The sequence below is a fragment of the Lysinibacillus sp. Bpr_S20 genome (genome assembly GCF_023337835.1).
Taxonomy (GTDB): Bacteria; Bacillota; Bacilli; order Bacillales_A; family Planococcaceae; genus Lysinibacillus.
Genome location: NZ_JALNLQ010000006.1, coordinates 180891 through 199655 on the forward strand (window position 1 = coordinate 180891; position 18765 = coordinate 199655).

Annotated in this window: 17 protein-coding genes; 16 read left to right on the forward strand and 1 reads right to left on the reverse strand. The window is 35.8% G+C overall.

Annotated features, from left to right (window positions below; genetic code table 11):
* The first annotated feature begins 96 nt into the window (after nucleotides 1–96).
* The 12 genes from putP to MWJ95_RS16265 all read left to right on the forward strand — a co-directional run bounded on the left by putP (nucleotide 97) and on the right by MWJ95_RS16265 (nucleotide 13703).
* The gene (putP, locus tag MWJ95_RS16210; protein WP_249106731.1) at nucleotides 97–1587 is read left to right on the forward strand and encodes a sodium/proline symporter PutP; all 1491 of its coding nucleotides are present in this window, start codon (nucleotides 97–99) and stop codon (nucleotides 1585–1587) included.
* A 133-nt stretch (nucleotides 1588–1720) separates the two neighbouring features.
* Nucleotides 1721–3007: a GTPase HflX gene (hflX, locus tag MWJ95_RS16215; RefSeq protein WP_249074773.1), complete on the forward strand. Its 1287-nt coding sequence runs from the start codon at nucleotides 1721–1723 to the stop codon at nucleotides 3005–3007.
* Between the two features lie 407 nt (nucleotides 3008–3414).
* Nucleotides 3415–4902 (forward strand): peptide MFS transporter, encoded by a 1488-nt coding sequence (locus tag MWJ95_RS16220; RefSeq protein ID WP_249074772.1) that lies wholly within the window; start codon nucleotides 3415–3417, stop codon nucleotides 4900–4902.
* A gap of 197 nt (nucleotides 4903–5099) precedes the next feature.
* Nucleotides 5100–6245 (forward strand): M20 peptidase aminoacylase family protein, encoded by a 1146-nt coding sequence (locus tag MWJ95_RS16225; RefSeq protein ID WP_249074771.1) that lies wholly within the window; start codon nucleotides 5100–5102, stop codon nucleotides 6243–6245.
* Nucleotides 6245–7069, forward strand: a complete 825-nt coding sequence (locus MWJ95_RS16230; protein WP_249074770.1) for a GNAT family N-acetyltransferase — start codon at nucleotides 6245–6247, stop codon at nucleotides 7067–7069. The genes MWJ95_RS16225 and MWJ95_RS16230 overlap by 1 nt, the downstream gene beginning before the upstream one ends.
* A gap of 22 nt (nucleotides 7070–7091) precedes the next feature.
* Nucleotides 7092–8198 carry an o-succinylbenzoate synthase gene (menC, locus tag MWJ95_RS16235; RefSeq protein WP_249074769.1) on the forward strand — a complete coding sequence of 369 codons (1107 nt, stop codon included), beginning with the start codon at nucleotides 7092–7094 and terminating at the stop codon, nucleotides 8196–8198.
* 91 nt (nucleotides 8199–8289) lie between these two features.
* Nucleotides 8290–9342, forward strand: a complete 1053-nt coding sequence (locus MWJ95_RS16240) for a YkvI family membrane protein (RefSeq protein WP_249074768.1) — start codon at nucleotides 8290–8292, stop codon at nucleotides 9340–9342.
* 315 nt (nucleotides 9343–9657) lie between these two features.
* Nucleotides 9658–10608 (forward strand): ABC transporter permease, encoded by a 951-nt coding sequence (locus MWJ95_RS16245; protein WP_249106733.1) that lies wholly within the window; start codon nucleotides 9658–9660, stop codon nucleotides 10606–10608.
* On the forward strand, nucleotides 10601–11554 hold the full coding sequence (locus MWJ95_RS16250) for an iron chelate uptake ABC transporter family permease subunit (RefSeq protein ID WP_249074766.1): 954 nt from the start codon (nucleotides 10601–10603) through the stop codon (nucleotides 11552–11554). The genes MWJ95_RS16245 and MWJ95_RS16250 overlap by 8 nt, the downstream gene beginning before the upstream one ends.
* Nucleotides 11551–12312, forward strand: a complete 762-nt coding sequence (locus MWJ95_RS16255) for an iron ABC transporter ATP-binding protein (protein WP_249074765.1) — start codon at nucleotides 11551–11553, stop codon at nucleotides 12310–12312. Before MWJ95_RS16250 ends, MWJ95_RS16255 begins: the two co-directional genes overlap by 4 nt.
* Nucleotides 12313–12376: 64 nt before the next feature.
* Nucleotides 12377–13387: a siderophore ABC transporter substrate-binding protein gene (locus MWJ95_RS16260; RefSeq protein ID WP_249074764.1), complete on the forward strand. Its 1011-nt coding sequence runs from the start codon at nucleotides 12377–12379 to the stop codon at nucleotides 13385–13387.
* A gap of 1 nt (nucleotide 13388) precedes the next feature.
* Nucleotides 13389–13703 carry an antibiotic biosynthesis monooxygenase family protein gene (locus MWJ95_RS16265; RefSeq protein WP_249074763.1) on the forward strand — a complete coding sequence of 105 codons (315 nt, stop codon included), beginning with the start codon at nucleotides 13389–13391 and terminating at the stop codon, nucleotides 13701–13703.
* A 138-nt stretch (nucleotides 13704–13841) separates the two neighbouring features.
* Here MWJ95_RS16265 and MWJ95_RS16270 read toward each other — a convergent pair whose 3' ends face one another.
* A complete protein-coding gene (locus MWJ95_RS16270; protein ID WP_249074762.1) occupies nucleotides 13842–14390 on the reverse strand; it encodes a hypothetical protein in 549 nt (182 codons plus the stop codon).
* A 404-nt stretch (nucleotides 14391–14794) separates the two neighbouring features.
* Here MWJ95_RS16270 and MWJ95_RS16275 point away from each other — a divergent pair, with 404 nt between their 5' ends.
* The 4 genes from MWJ95_RS16275 to MWJ95_RS16290 are packed head-to-tail and all read left to right on the forward strand — an operon-like array spanning nucleotide 14795 to nucleotide 18759.
* On the forward strand, nucleotides 14795–15697 hold the full coding sequence (locus tag MWJ95_RS16275; RefSeq protein WP_249074761.1) for a polyprenyl synthetase family protein: 903 nt from the start codon (nucleotides 14795–14797) through the stop codon (nucleotides 15695–15697).
* Between the two features lie 11 nt (nucleotides 15698–15708).
* Entirely contained in the window at nucleotides 15709–15867 is a 159-nt protein-coding gene (gene comX / locus MWJ95_RS16280) for a competence pheromone ComX (RefSeq protein WP_249106736.1), read from the forward strand.
* A 35-nt stretch (nucleotides 15868–15902) separates the two neighbouring features.
* Complete coding sequence (locus MWJ95_RS16285; protein WP_249106759.1) at nucleotides 15903–18161, forward strand: sensor histidine kinase; 2259 nt, start codon at nucleotides 15903–15905, stop codon at nucleotides 18159–18161.
* On the forward strand, nucleotides 18145–18759 hold the full coding sequence (locus MWJ95_RS16290; protein WP_249074948.1) for a response regulator: 615 nt from the start codon (nucleotides 18145–18147) through the stop codon (nucleotides 18757–18759). The genes MWJ95_RS16285 and MWJ95_RS16290 overlap by 17 nt, the downstream gene beginning before the upstream one ends.
* The last annotated feature ends 6 nt before the right edge of the window (nucleotides 18760–18765 follow it).

The following is an 18765-nucleotide window of genomic DNA, read 5'->3' on the forward strand; positions in this document are numbered from 1 at the left end:
TCTTTGAATAATTATAGGTTATCATGTATATTTGTGGTATTTTAATTATAGTGAATTTTTAATAAAAAGACTAAAGGGGAAATAAGGGGGAAAAATATGTCTGCAAACATGTATCAATTACTTGCGATTATTATTTACATGATCGCCATGCTAGGAATCGGTTGGTATGCTTTTGTGAAAACATCAAATTTAACGGATTACATGCTCGGTGGGCGTTCGCTAGGTCCTGCTGTTACAGCACTGAGCGCAGGGGCAGCAGATATGTCTGGTTGGCTGTTAATGGGTTTACCGGGTGCGATTTATTTAGCTGGACTTTCCAAGGCTTGGATCGCCATTGGTTTAACAATTGGTGCCTATTTGAATTGGCTATTAGTAGCACCGAGACTACGTGTCTATACACAAGTTTCTAATGACTCTATTACTATACCGAGTTATTTAGATAATCGTTTACGTGACAGCACAAAGCTAATTAGGATTGCTTCAGGTATTATTATTTTAATCTTCTTTACATTTTATGTTTCTTCAGGAATGGTTGCAGGAGGCAAATTTTTTGATAGTTCCTTTGGCTATGAATACCATACCGGCTTATTAATTGTATCTGCTGTTGTTGTGGCATATACATTGTTTGGGGGATTCTTAGCAGTTAGTTATACAGACTTTTTACAAGGTCTCATTATGTTTATAGCACTTATTGCTGTACCGTTATTTGGATTGTCTTTAACAGGTGGAATTGGAGATACGATAGCATCCATTAAAGCTGTAAATCCTGACCATCTGAACTTATTGTCTTCAAATGCAACTGCTGCAGTCATTATTTCATCACTTGCATGGGGGCTAGGTTATTTTGGACAACCGCATATAATCGTGCGCTTTATGGCTATTAGCTCAGTAAAAGAAACAAAGCAAGCTCGTCGCATCGGTATTGGCTGGATGATGTTGAGTTTATTCGGAGCGATTGGGACAGCTTTAGTAGGTGTGGCTTATTATGAGCAACATGCAGGTGAGCTAAAAGACGCTGAGACAGTATTTATTGTACTTGGTCAAATTTTATTCCACCCATTCATTGCAGGAATAATGCTAGCTGCCATTCTAGCCGCAGTAATGAGTACAATATCATCGCAATTAATTGTTACTTCGTCAGCACTTGTGGAAGATATTTATAAAGCTTTATTTAATAAAACAGCAGATGATAAGCATTATGTCTTTGTAGGCCGTGTCTCTGTTTTAGTTGTAGCTATTATCGCAGGGATTTTAGCATGGAATCCAGATAGTTCTATTCTAGACTTAGTGGGCTTTGCTTGGGCTGGCTTCGGTGCAGCGTTTGGTCCTGTCATATTGCTGTCCCTATATTGGAGAAAATTAACGAATTACGGAGCACTCAGTGGAATGGTAGCTGGTGCTGCAACTGCCTTTGCTTGGGGGAAAATAAAATTCTTAGCTGATACATTATACGAGATTGTTCCAGGCTTCATAGTATGCTTAATCGTTGCGGTTATTGTCAGTATTTTGACATATAAACCGAATAAAGATATTGAAGACGAGTTCAATCGTACTGAAGTATTGCTGAAAGAAGAACGTAGTAAATGAATGAAGTGCGCCTTTTACATAGAAGGCGCATTTTTTACGATATCTATGTTAAACGACACGAATTAGGACATTATATGGTAAGATGAAGAAAATTTGTCGTAGTAGCACCAAAGTGTCGGTGGGAGGTTTGTGGATGGATAGAATTAAAGAAGTAGATATATTGTTGGAAAAAGCTATTTTAGTTGGCGTAAATCTACGGAATGATCAGCATTTTGATTATTCAATGGAGGAGTTAAAGAATTTAGCTGAAGCTTTAAATGTAGAAGTCGTTGGCGTTGTCACACAAAATTTAGAGCGCATTACGCCATCTCATTATGTTGGTACTGGTAAAATTGAAGAAATAAAAAACTTTTATGACGAAGCACAAGCAAATTTAGTGATTTTTAATGATGAATTATCACCTTCGCAAATCCGTAATTTAGAGCGTGATTTAGAGACAAAGGTTATTGATAGAACGATGTTGATTTTAGATATTTTTGGACGTCGTGCTAAAACAAGTGAAGCACAGATGCAAGTTGAGTTAGCGCAATTGCAATATATGCTACCTCGTTTGGTTGGCTTGCATGCTTCTCTTAGTCGTCAAGGTGGCGGTACTGGTGGTGGCTTTAAAAACCGTGGTGCCGGTGAGACAAAGCTTGAGCTAGACCGTCGGAAAATTGAGGATCAAATTGCGAAAATAAAGAAGGACCTAGAGCATGTAAAGGAACAACGAGAGACGCAGCGTAAACAACGACGTAAAAATGCCGTCCCTGTCGTTTCCATTGTTGGCTATACGAACGCTGGTAAGTCAACGATTATGAATCAGCTACTTACGAAAATAGGGCAGGAAGATCATAAACAAGTGTTTGAGAAGGATATGCTTTTTGCCACACTTGAAACATCTGTCCGTCAAATAGAGTTACCTGATAAAAAGACATTTTTATTAACAGATACAGTTGGTTTTGTTAGCAAATTACCGCATCATCTAGTGAAGGCATTCCGCTCAACATTGGAAGAGGCTCGTGATGCCGACTTATTGCTTCATGTTGTAGATGTTTCCAATTCTGAGCACGGCTTTATGATGGACGTAACAAATGAAACGCTTAAAGCAGTTGGTGTTGAAGGGATTCCGACAATTTATGTGTATAATAAAGCGGATATAGCAAACGTTTCATATCCTGTTATTAGCGGTGATAATATTTGGATTTCAGCAAAGGAAGGGACTGGATTAGAGGAATTGTTGCAAATGATACGTCAGCATATTTTCTCTGATTATGTAACTTGTAAAATGCTTATTCCGTACGAACAAGGGAATATCGTCTCTTATTTAAATGAAAATGCCTCTGTCTATGAAACAGCGTATGAAGAACATGGTACGCTTTTAACAATAGAGGTAAAAGATTCGGATTACGCAAAATTCCAACAATATGTAATAAAATAATCAATCACATCATTGTTCTAAAAGCATGCTAGAAGCATTCCTTATTTCTAGCGTGCTTTTTTGTAATGGAAAAAGCGAATTTATATCGTTGTGAATGAAATTATAGATAAAGCTAGCTTATTTGTTAATAAAATAAATAATCTGACTATAAAATATTTTAGAATAATTTTATGGTGGTTTGTAATTTAGTTGATATCAAATAGTGAGAAAAGTTAGGAATATCAACAGGTTTGCTATAATTCTATAAAAATCATTCTGAATTTAAAGAAAAGGTGTAAAATTCCAACATTTTTTAAAACTCTTGAAAAAGTTTTTAAAACACTTTAGTATGATGAAATAAAGTTTTTATCTGTACTATTGGGTAATAATATTATTATTGAATAATGAAATCGGGAGAGGATATTTTTATGTCTACTAAAGATGAAATTGTAAAATCCGTCCCTCAAAATGGCTTTGTTGGACACCCTAAAGGGCTCTTTACATTATTTTTCACAGAATTTTGGGAACGATTCTCATACTACGGTATGCGAGCAATTCTGATTTTCTTTATGTACTATGAATTGCATGAAGGCGGCTTAGGCCTGGATCGTGGAACAGCGAACTCCATTATGGCTATCTACGGATCATTGGTTTACATGTCAGGGATTATCGGTGGTTGGATTGCTGACCGATTATTGGGCACACGTAGAACCATTTTTTATGGTGGCGTGTTCATAATGTTTGGGCATTTCCTGCTAGCGTTACCTGGTGGCGTAGGCATGTTGTTTGCTTCAATGTTCTTCATTGTCATTGGGACAGGTTTATTAAAACCGAACGTTTCAAGTATTGTCGGAGATATGTATGCTGATACAGATAGCCGTCGTGATGCAGGTTTTTCGATTTTCTATATGAGTATTAATATGGGATCATTCCTTGCACCATTAATTGTCGGAACAATTGGACAAAAGTATAATTTCCACCTAGGCTTCGGTATAGCAGGGTTAGGGATGTTTATTGGTTTAATTATTTTTAAATTAACAGGAAAAAAATATTTAGGCTTAGCAGGGTTACAGGTAAACAACCCGTTACTACCTGAAGAACGAAAAAAAGTCTTTACACGATTTGGAATTATAGCGCTACTTATTATTATTGCTGGGGCTATTGGTATCAAAACTGGCGTACTAACAATGAATGTTTTTGGTTTCATTATTACGACGCTAGGTATTGTAATTCCAACGGTGTTCTTTATTTATATGTATCGCAGTGAGAAAACAACAAAGGATGAGAAGTCTCGCGTACTCGCTTACATTCCATTGTTTTTATCGGCAGTAATGTTTTGGGCAATCCAAGAACAAGGGGCAACTATTTTAGCAACGTATGCAGATAGTCGTACACGATTGGATATTGGTAGTTTTCATATTCAATCTTCTTGGTTCCAATCGTTAAACCCTTTATTCGTCGTTACGATGGCTCCATTATTTGCTATGTTATGGATGAAATGGGGAGATAAGCAACCATCTACACCGCGTAAATTCGCTTATGCATTATTCTTTGCGGGATTATCATTCTTAGTGATGATGCTACCAGCGTATTTATCTGGTGGTACAGATTTAGTAAGTCCATGGTGGTTAGTAATATCATTCTTTTTAGTTGTAGTTGGGGAGTTATTATTATCGCCAGTAGGATTGTCAGTTACTACAAAATTGGCTCCGAAGGCTTTTGCTGCGCAAACGATGTCACTTTGGTTTTTAACAAGTGCAGCAGCGCAAGCAATCAACGCACAACTTGTAAAAGTCTATGAAGTTGTAAGCGAATTCACGTACTTCGGTTTCTTAGGCTCATTATCCATTGTTTTCGGGATAATAATATTAGTACTTTCGCCAATTATTTCAAAAGCTATGCGAGGTATTAATTAATCATCAAAAGATGCAAGAACAGTTATTCAACTAACTGTACTTGCATCTTTTTTTGTATGAAGAGATATTTTGTTGGTAGTCTGCTCATCATGTAACATGTGTTTAATTTGCTGAATACGGGACGTTTCTGTGTAGAAAAGTTTTTATTTTCCTTTATAATAATCTTAATAGTATGAAAATTAAAGGGGTTGGATGCTATGAAAGAAACTTTGAGTCGTTTGAGGCCAAGGTTAATGGAGATTTTCACGTATTTGCACACGCATCCAGAAATAAGCTGGCATGAGGTAGAAACAACGAATTATATTGTTGATTTACTTACACGTGAAGGTTTTTCACCAATACGCTTTAAAAACAGTACAGGACTTTATGTTGACGTAGGAAATGGTCATCCTAAAGTTGGCTTGCGTACGGACATTGATGCGCTATGGCAAGAAGTAGATGGTGAATTTCGTGCGAATCATTCCTGTGGTCATGACGGACATATGACGATGGCAATCGGTGCTCTATTACTTTTGAAAGAGCTTGCTCCATCATTTAACGGTACAATTCGTGTGATTTTTCAACCTGCTGAAGAAAAAGGAACAGGTGCTTTATCTGTTTTAAAAGAGGGAATCATTGATGATTTGGACTTTTTATTTGGTGTTCATGTAAGACCTGTCCATGAGCTTGAAGACGGTACATATTGTGCCGCGTTGCACCATGGGGCCTCTCGATTACTTGAGGGGGAAATTATTGGAGAAGATGCCCATGCAGCAAGACCACATCTCGGCGTGAACGCCATTGAAGTAGGAGCAACTATTATCGAAGATTTAAGAACGCTTCATACAGATCCAATGGTTCCTGTATCAATTAAGATGACAAAATTCCATGCAGGAGGAGAATCCGGCAATATTATTCCTGGAAGTGCATCGTTCACCATTGATATACGAGCGCAACGAAACGATGTAATGGATACACTTGCGCAAGGAGTAAAAAGGGTTATTGATTCTTCCAAGGTCTTGCATAAAGTGCAGATTGAATTACGTACTGTTGCCAATGTAGTAGCTGCTGAGGTAGACTCAACTGCTCAATATATTATGGAGCAGGCTATCGTGCAAGCTGCCGGATTGTCGAATTTAAGAAAGCCAGTTCATACACCTGGAGGTGAAGATTTCCATCACTATGCTGTTCAACGTCCACATTTAAAATCTACGATGCTAGGTCTCGGTTGTGGGGTAACACCAGGACTACATCATCCAAAGATGAGATTTAAACAGGCGAGGCTTGTAACAGGGGTTGAAATCCTGACAAGAGCGGTATTGTTAGCATTAGAGTCGGGGAATACAAAGGAGGGATCAGCATAATGTTAGAGAGAGTACGTATTCAAAAAATAATGGCACCTACAGAGATTGCAGAAGTACAAATTTTGAACGAACGTATTTGGGGAAGTCAGGCTATTCCCTCGCATCAATTGTTAGCAGCTGTACAAAATGGTGGTTTAGTTCTTGGGGCATATTTAGACGAAAAGCTGATTGGCTTTAATTACTGCTTTGTTGGGTATCGACATGGAAAAATGTATTTACTCTCGCACATGATTGGAGTGGAGAAAACATATCGTGAACAAGGTGTAGGTGAATTATTAAAGCATGCTCAACAGGAATATGCAAAAGAACATGGGTTTCAGCTTGTGATTTGGTTATTTGATCCGCTAGAAGCGTGTATGGCTAATTTATCATTTTTGAAGCTTAATGCCTTTAGTTTTCAGTATGAAAATAATTATTATGGTCCGCTTAAAGATGATTTTAACGATGGGCTACCTTCAGATCGAATTGTTGCAGAATGGTGGATTGAACAAGATAGAGTAGAAGATTCCTTAGATGAACTGGAAGAAGAAGCTGAAGAAATTGTACCGTGGTCTTTAACGGTAGATGGCTTACCCGTACTTGATATTGACGGTGAATTTCAGCGTGAACAAATATATTATAAGGACGCTTATTTATTGCCTATTCCTCAATATTTACAAAAGATGAAAATAGAGAGTCCTAAGCTTGCGGAGGACTGGCGTTATAAAATTCGTACTATTTTAGCGACATTGTTTGAACAAAATTATGCTATTGTTCGAATGCAAAAGAATAAGGAATATGTGCATAGCTATCTATTAGTCAGACGCTCCTTATTAGCTTTATAATAAGGCTAAGGAGTGAAATCTTGTGAAACTAGAACAGATTACAGTTAGACATATAAAAATGCCTATGAAAGCACCGTTTACAACGAGTTTTGGCACAATTGATGAAAAAGAACTTCTATTAATAGAAGCGATAGATCAATCGGGAACGAAAGGATGGGGAGAAGCTGTTGCCTTTGTAGCGCCTTGGTATACAGAGGAGACATTAAAAACAACATGGCATATGCTTGAAGACTTCTTAATCCCCATCTTGTTACATAAAGAGGTTGAGCATCCAGATGAGATCAGTGTTTTGTTTTCTTCAATTCGTCGTAATTGCATGGCGAAATCCTCTATTGAAGGAGCCGTATGGGATATTTATGCACAACAAACGAAACAATCACTTGCGAAAGCCTTAGGCGGAAATAAGGAGAAAATAGAGGTAGGTGTTAGCGTAGGTATTCAATCTTCTACAGAAGCATTAATTGATTTATTAAAAGGTCATGTAAAAAAAGGCTATAAACGAGTAAAAGTGAAAATTAAGCCTGGCCATGATGTAGAAGTTATTCGAGCTATTCGAGCTGAAATGCCGGACCTGCCATTGATGGTAGATGCTAATTCGGCATATTCATTGAACGATATGGATGTACTGCAGCAACTGGATGCATTTAATCTATTAATGATTGAGCAGCCATTAGCTGTAGATGATATTGTCGATCATGCTAAGCTGCAGCGAAAGTTAAAGACGCCTATTTGCTTAGATGAAAGTATTACCTCCTTTGAAGATGCTCGAAAAGCGATAGAACTTGGAAGTTGTGGTGTTATGAACATAAAAATAGGGCGTGTGGGCGGTTTAACAGAAGCTAGAAGAATTCATGATTTATGCAAGGAAAATAATATTCCTGTTTGGTGTGGTGGTATGTTAGAGGCAGGAATCGGACGAGCGCATAATATTGCATTAACGTCGCTCTCTAATTTTGTGTTGCCTGGGGATACTGCCGGCTCAAGTCATTATTGGTATGAGGACATCATTACACCTGAAGTAATTGTAGAAGATGGTTATATTCATGTGCCACAAAAGGCTGGAATTGGATATACACTTAATATGAAGGTAATTGATAAGTTAACAATCAGCACAAAGGTCTATCAATAATAGGTTCATCAACAATAGTTGAGGATGACTTTTGAGAAAATGTCTACGATGTAAATAAGTTGAATAATAGAATAAATAGGGAGAGAACTGATTGAAAAAAAGTTTGCAAATCGGTGGTGCCTATGTAGGAATTATCGTCGGTGCGGGATTTGCATCAGGACAGGAAATTGTACTATATTTTACGAGCTATGGCTTTCATGGAATTTACGGTGCACTTATTGCTACAGTTGGATTTGCTCTAGTAGGAATGTGCATTGCTCAAATTAGCTCAAGATTGCGTACGACATCGCACAAGGATTTAATTTATCAAATTTCTGGTAATACGGTTGTAGGCTTTGTCATGGATATTTTACTGTCGCTCTTCTTATTCGGTGTTGCAGTAATTATGTTTGCGGGAGCAGGTGCTACGCTTCATCAAATGTTTGGACTACCAGTTTGGCTTGGGAGCATTTGTATGATAGTACTTACTATAGCGACTGTGATGATGGATGTGAAGAGTATCATAAACGTTATTGCTATAGCTACACCCTATCTGCTAGCCATTGTCTCGATAATAGCGATCTATTCATTAGCAACGATGGATTTAACCTTTGTCGAACAAGCTGTTATTGCGCAGCAAGCACAAGTAAGTTCTAAAAGCTGGTGGGTTACTGCGTTACTGTATTTGTCTTTTAATATTGGGGTGTGTTTTTCACTTTTAACGGTTATGTGTGGAGCTATTCGCAATGAAAAAGTGGCAGGAATGGGAGGTATTATCGGTGGGATTTTGCTTGGAGCTTTAATTCTACTTATTAACCTGTCTCTTCTGGCAAAAATGAATGTCATCGTCGGCATAGATATACCCATGCTCGCTTTAGCAAATGAAATTCATCCTTTAATTGGTCTGCTGATGTCTTTTTCCTTATTAGGGATGATTTATAATACAGCGGTGGGGATGTTCTATTCATTTATGGTGAGATTTTTAAAACCTAATAAGGCTAGTTTTAAAGTAACTGCCGTATTTATCGGTGGTCTAGGCTTTTTAGCAAGTCTTGCTGGTTTTACGATGCTTGTAGCCAAGCTATATGCAGTGATGGGCTATGTCGGTTTTATATTAATCGTTTTAATTATTTTCACATGGCTTAAAGGCTTTCGTATAACGTAACTAAAGTAGTGATAGCCTCTAATGAATGTCGCGGCACAATTGATGTAATAAGGTGATTGAGAAAAAATTAGGTTTTTATTCTCAATTACCTTTTTATTTGTGTGAAAAATGGAGAGACATTGAACTTCGGAAGTAACTCTAAACATAGATATTTCGTTGATAATGCTCATTTTTAAGGATTTTCAAATAAAACGAGAATAATTCTCAATTGAAGGTTGACTGAGAATGAAAACGAGCTTATAATGAGAATCGTGAGTAATGATAATCATTTTCAATGAATGTTACGAGCAAAAAATGAATCTACCGGGGATTACAATGAAAAAAAGATATCTTTTAACAGCAACTGTTGTACTGTCTATAGTTTCACTATTTATCGGAGTAGTTGATATCAAACCGAGTGATCTATTAGACTTCGAATCAGAAAAAACTAGACTATTTTTTATTAGTCGTATACCGAGACTTGTAGCAATCTTGTTAGCAGGTGCAGGTATGAGTATTGCTGGTTTAATTATGCAAAGCTTAAGTAGGAATAAGTTCGTATCACCAACGACAGCAGGTACGTTAGATGCTACAAAATTGGGGATACTGATTTCGATGATGTTTTTCACGAATGTCACGTACTTTCAAAAAATTTCTTTCGCTTTCATATTTGCTTTAGCCGGCACATTATTATTTATGCAAATATTAAATCGAATAAAGTTTAAAGATGCGATCTTTATACCGCTTATTGGCTTAATGTTTGGGAATATCCTTTCATCCATTACAACGTTCTTTGCGTATAAGGCGGATATTATCCAAAACATTTCTGCATGGTTACAGGGAGATTTCTCATTAATGATGAAAGGTCGTTATGAGCTTTTATACATAAGTGTACCCGTGCTGATTTTAGCTTACATTTATGCGAATCGCTTCACAGTGGCAGGAATGGGTGAGGATTTTGCGAAAAATCTGGGTCTTTCCTATAAATTCATTGTGAATTTAGGTTTAGTGTTAGTAGCACTTATTTCGACGACAGTGGTGCTAACAGTTGGTGTGATACCGTTCCTTGGTTTAATCATTCCAAATATCATTTCGCTATTCAAAGGGGATAACCTTGCTAAGACATTGCCTCATACAGCATTACTAGGTATGTCGTTCTTATTATTCTGCGACATTATAGGGCGTGTCCTTATTTTCCCTTATGAAATTCCGATTAGTATGACTGTCGGTGTCATCGGAAGTGCGATCTTCCTAATTATGTTGTTTAGGGGGAAGGCATATGCGTAACCGTACAAAAATGTTGATTTTACTAGGTTTGGCAGTAGCATCTATTTTACTGTATGTATTTTATGAACTTAATGGTAACTACCATTATTCGTTCCCACGTCGCCTTACTAAAGTGGTAGCGATGTCGTTAACGGGGATTGCGATTGCTTATTCAACTGTAGTTTTCCAAACGATTACACATAACCGTATTTTAACGCCAAGTGTAATGGGACTTGATGCATTATATATGATGGTTCAAACATTTATTTTTTACTTCTTTGGCTCAATGTCGATATTCGTTATTAATGCGAAATACAATTTCTTGTTAGCTGTTGTAGCTATGATTCTCTTTGCATTAATTTTTTATCGTGTATTGTTCAAAGAAGGGAAACGTCCGATTTATTTCTTACTGCTTGTCGGTATGATTGTCGGAACGTTTTTAGGAAGTGTAACAACATTCTTCCAAGTATTGATAGACCCGAATGAATTTTTAAGCTTACAAAGTAAAATGTTTGCAAGCTTCAACAATGTCAATTCGGATTTAGTATGGCTTGCAGCTGTTGTCATCATCATTACCTTTATTTATGGTTGGCGTCATATAAACCAATTAGACGTAATGTCTCTTGGACGTGATACAGCAATTAACCTAGGGGTACCATATGATAAGCTTGTACAGCGCATGCTCATTGTTTCTTCGGTATTAATTGCCGTGTCTACGGCTCTTGTTGGGCCTATTACGTTCTTTGGCTTAATCGTGGCAAATTTATCGTATCAATTTTTCAAGACGTACAAGCACTCTGTGATCATCGCAGGTTCTTGTGTAATGAGTATTGTAGCTTTAGTCGGTGGACAGTGGATGGTCGAACGTATTTTTAATTTCGATACAACACTTAGCGTTATTATAAACTTCGTAGGTGGCGTGTACTTCATCTACTTATTATTGAAGGAAAGTAGGTCAGCAGGATGATCCAAGTAAAAGAAATCTCCAAGTTTTTTGGGAAAAAACCGGTCATTCAAGATGTCAGTGTCGACGTGGCACCAGGGAAAATTACGTCTTTTATCGGACCGAATGGTGCAGGTAAATCAACATTGCTTTCAATGGTAAGTCGTTTACTTAATGCAGATACTGGAGAAGTATTACTCGATAAGTCAGATGTGAAACGTTGGAAATCAGACGATTTTGCAAAGCGTGTATCAATTTTAAAACAGTCAAACTATATGAATGTACGCCTAACAATTCGTGAGCTTGTTTCATTTGGGCGCTTTCCTTATTCGAAAGGGAATTTAAAGCCTGAGGATGAGCTAAAGGTAGACGAAGCAATTCAATATATGAATTTAGAGGATATTCAGCACAGTTATTTGGATGAACTATCTGGTGGTCAACGTCAACGTGCATTTATCGCAATGGTTATTGCACAGGACACAGACTATATTTTACTAGATGAGCCGCTCAACAATTTGGATATGAAGCACTCTGTGCAGATTATGAAAATTTTGCGTAAGCTCGTTGATGAGCTAGGGAAAACTGTGGTCATCGTGTTGCATGATATTAACTTTGCATCAGTATACTCGGATCATATTGTCGCATTAAAAAATGGACGTGTGGTCAAAGATGGCCCAACAAATGACATCATCAACCCTGATGCGCTTAAGGAAATCTATGATATGGATATTCCTGTTCAAGAACAGAATGGTTGTCGCATTTGTGTGTATTTCAACTCGTGAAAATAACAATAGATGGTACTGCCGTCTAGACTATAAAAATAAATTTTAAAGGAGCAATTTTGCAATGAAAAATTGGAAACTACTTACTGTATTAATGGCGATGATGCTATTAGTATTAGCTGCTTGCGGTTCTAAGGACGAAGCGAAAAAAGAAGAGAAGGATTCTTCAACTGATAACAAGCCTGCTGAGGAGCAAAAAGAAGAAGCTACAGCTTATCCACTTACAATTCCTGCTATCAAAAACGGGGAAAATACATTTAAAGAAGTAACGCTTGATAAAGTTCCTGAAAATATTGTTGTATTTGACTATGGTTTCCTTGATACTTTAGATGCTCTAGGTGTTAAAGTTGCAGGTGTTCCACAAAAATCTGTTCCAAAATATTTAAGCAAATATACTGATTCATCTTACAAAAATGTTGGTGCTTTAAAAGAGCCTGATTTTGATGTAATCTCTAATATGAATCCAGATATTATTTTCATCTCTGGTCGTCAAGCATCAGCTTACGATGAGTTATCTAAAATTGCACCAACTGTATTTGTAGGTGTAGATGATAAAAACTTTATGGAATCATTCAAAGAAAAAACTGAATTAGCTGGTAAGATTTTTGGTAAAGAAAAGGAAGCAGCTGATGCATTTGCTGCATACGAAACAAAAGTAGAGGAAGTTAAAGCTAAAACAGCTTCAGCTAAAGAAAAAGCATTAATCGTTCTAGCTAATGAAGGTTCATTATCTGCATATGGTCCTGGTTCACGTTTCGGTGTGATCCATGATGTGTATGGTGTAAAAGCTGCTGATGAAAAAATTAAAGTTGATACACATGGCGACAATGTAAGCTTTGAATATGTACGTGACACAAACCCAGATGTTTTATTCGTAGTTGACCGTGATGCTGCTGTAAATCCAGAAGGTGAGTCTGGCACAAAAGCTGCAATTGAAAACGAAATCGTTGGGGCTACTAACGCTGCGAAAAACGGAAAAATCGTTTATTTAGATCCACAAGTTTGGTATTTATCTGGTGGCGGTTTAACTTCTGAAACTCAAAAAGTTGACGATGTTTTAAAGGTGTTTAAATAATATGTTTGTACAAATTAAACGTATTGTCGTTACGGAAGGTAATTCCGATAAAGTAGTAGAGCGTTTTGGCGCCAAGATAGATGGTCCAACATTGCTTGAAAAACAACCGGGCTTTATTGATAAACAGGTACTTGTCAAAAAAGTACGACGTGGTGATGAGGAAGTGCTAATTGTGGTTCGTTGGGAATCAGAAGAGGCATGGAAAAATTGGGAGAAGAGTCCTGAACATATCGCTGGTCATAAAGCAAATGCTGGTAAGCCGAAGCCTGACCACATTATCGAAAGCGGACAAGAAGTTTATTATGTAAAAGGTTAATCATTGAAGGTGTCTCAAAGATCATTTGAGACACCTTTTTTCTTATGAGTGGAAGATGAAGGATTCACATTATTCCTTAAAAGGAAGAAGGGAGAGGCACAAATCTATCATAGTGCCATACCCAATCGGTTTTTGTTTTTAGTGTTTAATGGTTGCTTTATTCCAAGCATTAAATGCCGTAGTAATATTGAGGGAAATACCATTTTCGTTAATGGAAACCCCGGAAAAAGTGGTAGTCGATCGTTTGAGTAAGTAATTTATGTCTTTTACAGCATTTCCGATAGATGAAGTGCTAGAGCAATTGCCTCTTGCATTTATAATGCTAAAGTTTGGTGACGTATAGATTATAGGTGAAGAGGTACTTGGACTTACTAAAGGCAATAAAGACTGACTTTCTTCAGAGACTCTTATAATTCCATATGGTTCAATAAAATTGTCTAGCTTTTGCTGAAAAGTTTCCTCAAATCCAGGGATATTGCAAATAAAATTTGAAAATGTTGATTTGCTTTTATACTCAGCTAAAGTTTCTTTATAAGCCTGTTGCTCGGCATCGATAATTAGTTGCTCAATATGTAGCTGTTCTTTCGAAGGTTTTTTTATGGTGATTTCTCCTTTAGACATAGAAATTGTACAGGAGAAATTAGCTGTAAGTATTAAAATGTTTTCTGCATTTACTTCATGTTTCATTTCAATCACTCCCAGTATGTCGAGAATTTCCTTGTAATAGATTTAATTACTTCCTATATAATTTGGCGCATCACGTAACGTAGGGGAATTTATGTCCAAGAAGTCGCGCAACCTTCTTTTCACTAAATGATATACGGTCACGTTTCTATTTCTTATTTTCAGCTATGAACTTTTCGACTTGAATTTATCTTAGCTTATTTAAGCGTATCATCAGTAAGGACGCCATTTCAATGGTGAATTTACGCCAAAAAAATGGCGTGCTTACTATAAATACCGCCATTTTTTGGCGGTATTATCGTTAAATAATTTAATGTAAAATATTCCCTTTCGATTTTGGTGTCTAGTATTATTTCCCATTAATCTGTATACTATTTAATAACATGTTTAGGGGGAGGAGAGGACTATTGCAGGAAATTGACCAACAAATTAATGAATCATTGGACATTCTAATTGAGAACGAGACATTAATAAGCCATGAATTACGGTCCATGCTTAAAGCTTTTAAGGAAGAAAAAAAGGCAGTTGGCTATTCGTTTGGCAAGCTATGTTATTGTCATTATGAAGCATTTGCAGATTGTTGGAATGAGGACATCTATAAAGTTGCCGCTGCTATTGAACTTTTAATTTTATCCTTTGATATTATCGATGACGTGCAGGATAAGGATTCAGATTACAGTTGGTGTAAAACACCTGAATTATCATTAAATGTTGCTTTAGCTATGCTAGTTATGGCTTCCAGAATTATACGTGAGACTTCCTTTGAACACAAAAGTATGGCTATTCAAATACTAGAAGATTATGCAATGCGCAGTATAAACGGTCAGCAACTAGATTTACTCAATACTTGTAGAGATGAGCAATCATATTTACAAATGATTGAACAAAAGTCGGGTTCTTTAACAGCGATGGGTTGCTTAATAGGTGAAGTACTTGCAAAGGGAGAGATATCTTCTGAGGTAGAGGAGTATGGGAAATATATAGGAATTATCCAACAAATTAAAAACGATATTCAAAGTTTAAAAACTTGGGGACCTAAAAATGATTTGCTAAATAAAAGATATTCATTGCCTATTATTTATCTTTTATCACAGAAAAATGATGTTTCAAAATCTGTTATCAACTATTATAATGATGATATAGTTGCATTTTTGGATAATAATGCTACTGAAAACGAGTTGACAAATGGTGGTGCAATACGTTATGCCATTACAATTAAAAATGTTTTCAAGTTAAAAGCATTCAATACTCTTGAAAATGTAGCTATAAATGAAGCAGGTAAAGATTACTTAAAAAAACTAATGAAATGAGGAAGATATGTATGATGAATGTAATTCAATATCTAGAAAAAAACCCAGACTTAGTTGCTCTATTAAAAGCAAAAAAAGCATCATTGATTGGAATTTCATCTTTAGAACAAAAAGCAATTTTAGATGCGTTTAGTAGTGAAGTAGAGTTGGAAAGTACAGCTTGGTTATAAAACCATTGGGTAGTAAGTTATTTTGGCCTGCTATAATGCTCTATTTAGTGATTGGTATGTATCTGAATTATGCGAATTATAGTAGGCCATTATTGGAAATTGAGGTGGAAGAAGAGAATGGTAAGTGGGGAGTAACGCAACCTTACTATAAAGAGTGGAAAGAGTGGGGAAGTATTTCACCATCTGATGTTATTTTAAGCGTAGATGATGTGTCAATGGATCATTTAAATCAATTGAAATATAAATCTACAATAGTAGCTGGTAATAAAATAACGATAATGAAGCCAAATGGAGAAATAGAAGATATACATATTAAGCATTTAGATATCCCTCACCAACTTTACTATATATTACTATTTCCAGCTTGTTATTATTTTTTAACTCTTTTCATTACTATATATCTACATTTTAATCAAAAAAGCACAAAGGCTGCTAACTTACTTATTTTTTTTATGTTAACTGTTTCATTGGCTTATGTAAGCAGTGGAGTATCTAGTAGAGTAAATGGAATAGGGATAATAGTAAATCGTAGTAGTATGGTATTGTGTTTAGTCCTATTATTACATTTTTTAAGAGAGTATTATTCGTTTGTAAAAATCAATTGGCTGTTTACAAACAATATCAAATTCTTCTATATATGCCCTGTAATCGCTTTTTCACTGGGCTGTATTATTACTTTCTATCCCGCTTCTTATTATTGTCTATCTGAAGCAGTGTTAGTCCTTTTCTTCATTCTCCTTATTATTATTCTTGGTATTTTATTACTAAGCTATTTCAAATATAAATCACCTCAGTTGAAAATATTGTTAAGTAGTATATTGATACCGTTTCTGCCATTTCTTTTTTTATATTCACTCCCTAAAATTTTTTTTGATACGTTTATTCTGTCAGGTGAAATCTGCTCTTTATTTTTATTGCTTATTCCTTTTAGCTTTATCTTTACACAGGTAGCAGAACGATTATTTGATATTGAATATCATATTACTAGATTACGTTATTATGTAATCTTTTCATTGATTTTTACTTTATGGTTTGTAGTTGGATTGTATTGGATTGCAGGAAAGTATTTAACTATATCCGTAATGACAGGTGTTTCTTTCTTTACTTTTACATCGTTAGTTGTTCTTTTTTACATAAAAGAGAAAGTCGATTATCGAAAACGAAAAATCTTATTTTCGACAAAAGGGGATTATATACATCAGCTATACACTGCTGTAGATAGGATTGGTAAAACGATTAAAATAGATGAGCTTTTAGAGAAGTTTGCTCAAGAGGTTTCTCTACATCTTGAGCTAGAGCATGTATTTGTATTAACCTATAACTATGACACAAATCAATTTACTTCAACGGTTGAGGGAAGACTTTCAATTAATCCAGCGTTAATAGAGGATTTAAAATTAGGAGAAATACGGAGAATTGACAAAGTCTACTTAGCCTTCCTCCATCAAGATGCTCATTATAAAAGAGCCTTAGTATTGGGACATAAAAATTCGATTCATTTAAAAGATGAAGAGCTTCTATGGCTTGAATTGCTCTTATTGTATGTAAACAATTTTATTGAAAATACAAAGATGGTAGAAGAGCTGTTAGAGGAACTAAAACATATGAGGCAAGCAGATGATAGTCAACTACCTTGGTTAAGCAAATTATTATGGTTAAGATTTGAAGAGGAAAAATATCAATTAGCTCAAGAATTACATGATACCAATTTGCAGGAGCAACTCCATATTGCCCGAGAGGTAGATGTTCTAGTCAATGCGAAAGATACAACTGATATTCAGCAAAAACTTGAGAAAATTCATCAGCAGATGATTATGTCTTTACATGATTTAAGAGCTTATTGTGAAAATTTAAAGCCCCCATTATTAGATACATTAGGGCTAAATGCTGCGTTAGAAAAATTAATTCGTAAAGTAATAGAAAGAGCTGGTTTTACATTAATTTATACGATAGATCGTCTTTATTTAGAGGATGAACGTATGAATTTAATGATTTATCGACTATTTCAAGAATTACTCAACAATGCTTTAAAACATTCCTATGCAACAACTGTTGAAATTCGTTTACAGGAAACGGACTATGGTTTTGAAATCATCTACAAGGATGATGGTGTAGGCTGTAAAATTGATGATATTATTGTCGGAGAATCGATGGGAATTCAAGGTATGCAAGAGCGTGTAAAAGCCTTTAACGGGCAGTTTTACATCGATTCACAGGTTAATGCAGGAATGTCTATTAGAATTACAGTAAAAGAAGGAAGTGATACACTTGATTACGATGCTCATAGTGGATGATCACCCTATTGTGTTAGAGGGGACGAAAAATTTATTTCAAGAAAATGAAGATATTATAGTTGATACAGAAAGTAACGCGACGCATGTCATCCAGAGAATTAAAAATAAACCATATGATATCTACTTAATTGATATAAATATGCCGTTAGAAAACGGTATTAATTTAGCACGTAACATTAAAGCTATCCAGTCAAATGCTTCAATTATTCTTTATACTGGTGATGATATTACTGATTATTATCCACTTATTTTAGAACGGAAAATAGAAGGGATTTTAGCTAAAACAGCATCTAAGGAACAAATTTTACGAACTGTTCGAGCCATTGCACATGGTGAAATTGTGTTACCTCAAAATTTCTTGGATTTTCTCGATAATAAATTTAAATTGCAGGATGCAAAACTCGATATTCACTTAAATGAAAAAGAAAAGAAAATTTTAAGACTCATTGCGGAAGGACATACGAATAAAGCGATTGCTATAGAATTAAATATTCCTCAACGAACAACCGAAAGATATTTAACTCAGCTATTTTCTTTGTTGAATGTAGATTCGCGAACAGAGGCTGTAAATCTTGCAGAAAGAATGAATTTACTATAGATTATC

What these genes read in the sequence shown, in the direction of transcription:
- MWJ95_RS16260 (WP_249074764.1), top strand. Translation starts at nt 12,377, where the DNA reads ATGAAAAATTGGAAACTACTTACTGTATTAATGGCGATGATGCTATTA.
- MWJ95_RS16255 (WP_249074765.1), top strand. Translation starts at nt 11,551, where the DNA reads ATGATCCAAGTAAAAGAAATCTCCAAGTTTTTTGGGAAAAAACCGGTC.
- hflX (WP_249074773.1), top strand. Translation starts at nt 1,721, where the DNA reads ATGGATAGAATTAAAGAAGTAGATATATTGTTGGAAAAAGCTATTTTA.
- MWJ95_RS16245 (WP_249106733.1), top strand. Translation starts at nt 9,658, where the DNA reads ATGAAAAAAAGATATCTTTTAACAGCAACTGTTGTACTGTCTATAGTT.
- MWJ95_RS16285 (WP_249106759.1), top strand. Translation starts at nt 15,903, where the DNA reads ATGCTCTATTTAGTGATTGGTATGTATCTGAATTATGCGAATTATAGT.
- MWJ95_RS16230 (WP_249074770.1), top strand. Translation starts at nt 6,245, where the DNA reads ATGTTAGAGAGAGTACGTATTCAAAAAATAATGGCACCTACAGAGATT.
- MWJ95_RS16220 (WP_249074772.1), top strand. Translation starts at nt 3,415, where the DNA reads ATGTCTACTAAAGATGAAATTGTAAAATCCGTCCCTCAAAATGGCTTT.
- MWJ95_RS16270 (WP_249074762.1), bottom strand. Translation starts at nt 14,390, where the DNA reads ATGAAACATGAAGTAAATGCAGAAAACATTTTAATACTTACAGCTAAT.
- MWJ95_RS16265 (WP_249074763.1), top strand. Translation starts at nt 13,389, where the DNA reads ATGTTTGTACAAATTAAACGTATTGTCGTTACGGAAGGTAATTCCGAT.
- MWJ95_RS16290 (WP_249074948.1), top strand. Translation starts at nt 18,145, where the DNA reads ATGCTCATAGTGGATGATCACCCTATTGTGTTAGAGGGGACGAAAAAT.
- putP (WP_249106731.1), top strand. Translation starts at nt 97, where the DNA reads ATGTCTGCAAACATGTATCAATTACTTGCGATTATTATTTACATGATC.
- comX (WP_249106736.1), top strand. Translation starts at nt 15,709, where the DNA reads ATGATGAATGTAATTCAATATCTAGAAAAAAACCCAGACTTAGTTGCT.
- MWJ95_RS16250 (WP_249074766.1), top strand. Translation starts at nt 10,601, where the DNA reads ATGCGTAACCGTACAAAAATGTTGATTTTACTAGGTTTGGCAGTAGCA.
- MWJ95_RS16225 (WP_249074771.1), top strand. Translation starts at nt 5,100, where the DNA reads ATGAAAGAAACTTTGAGTCGTTTGAGGCCAAGGTTAATGGAGATTTTC.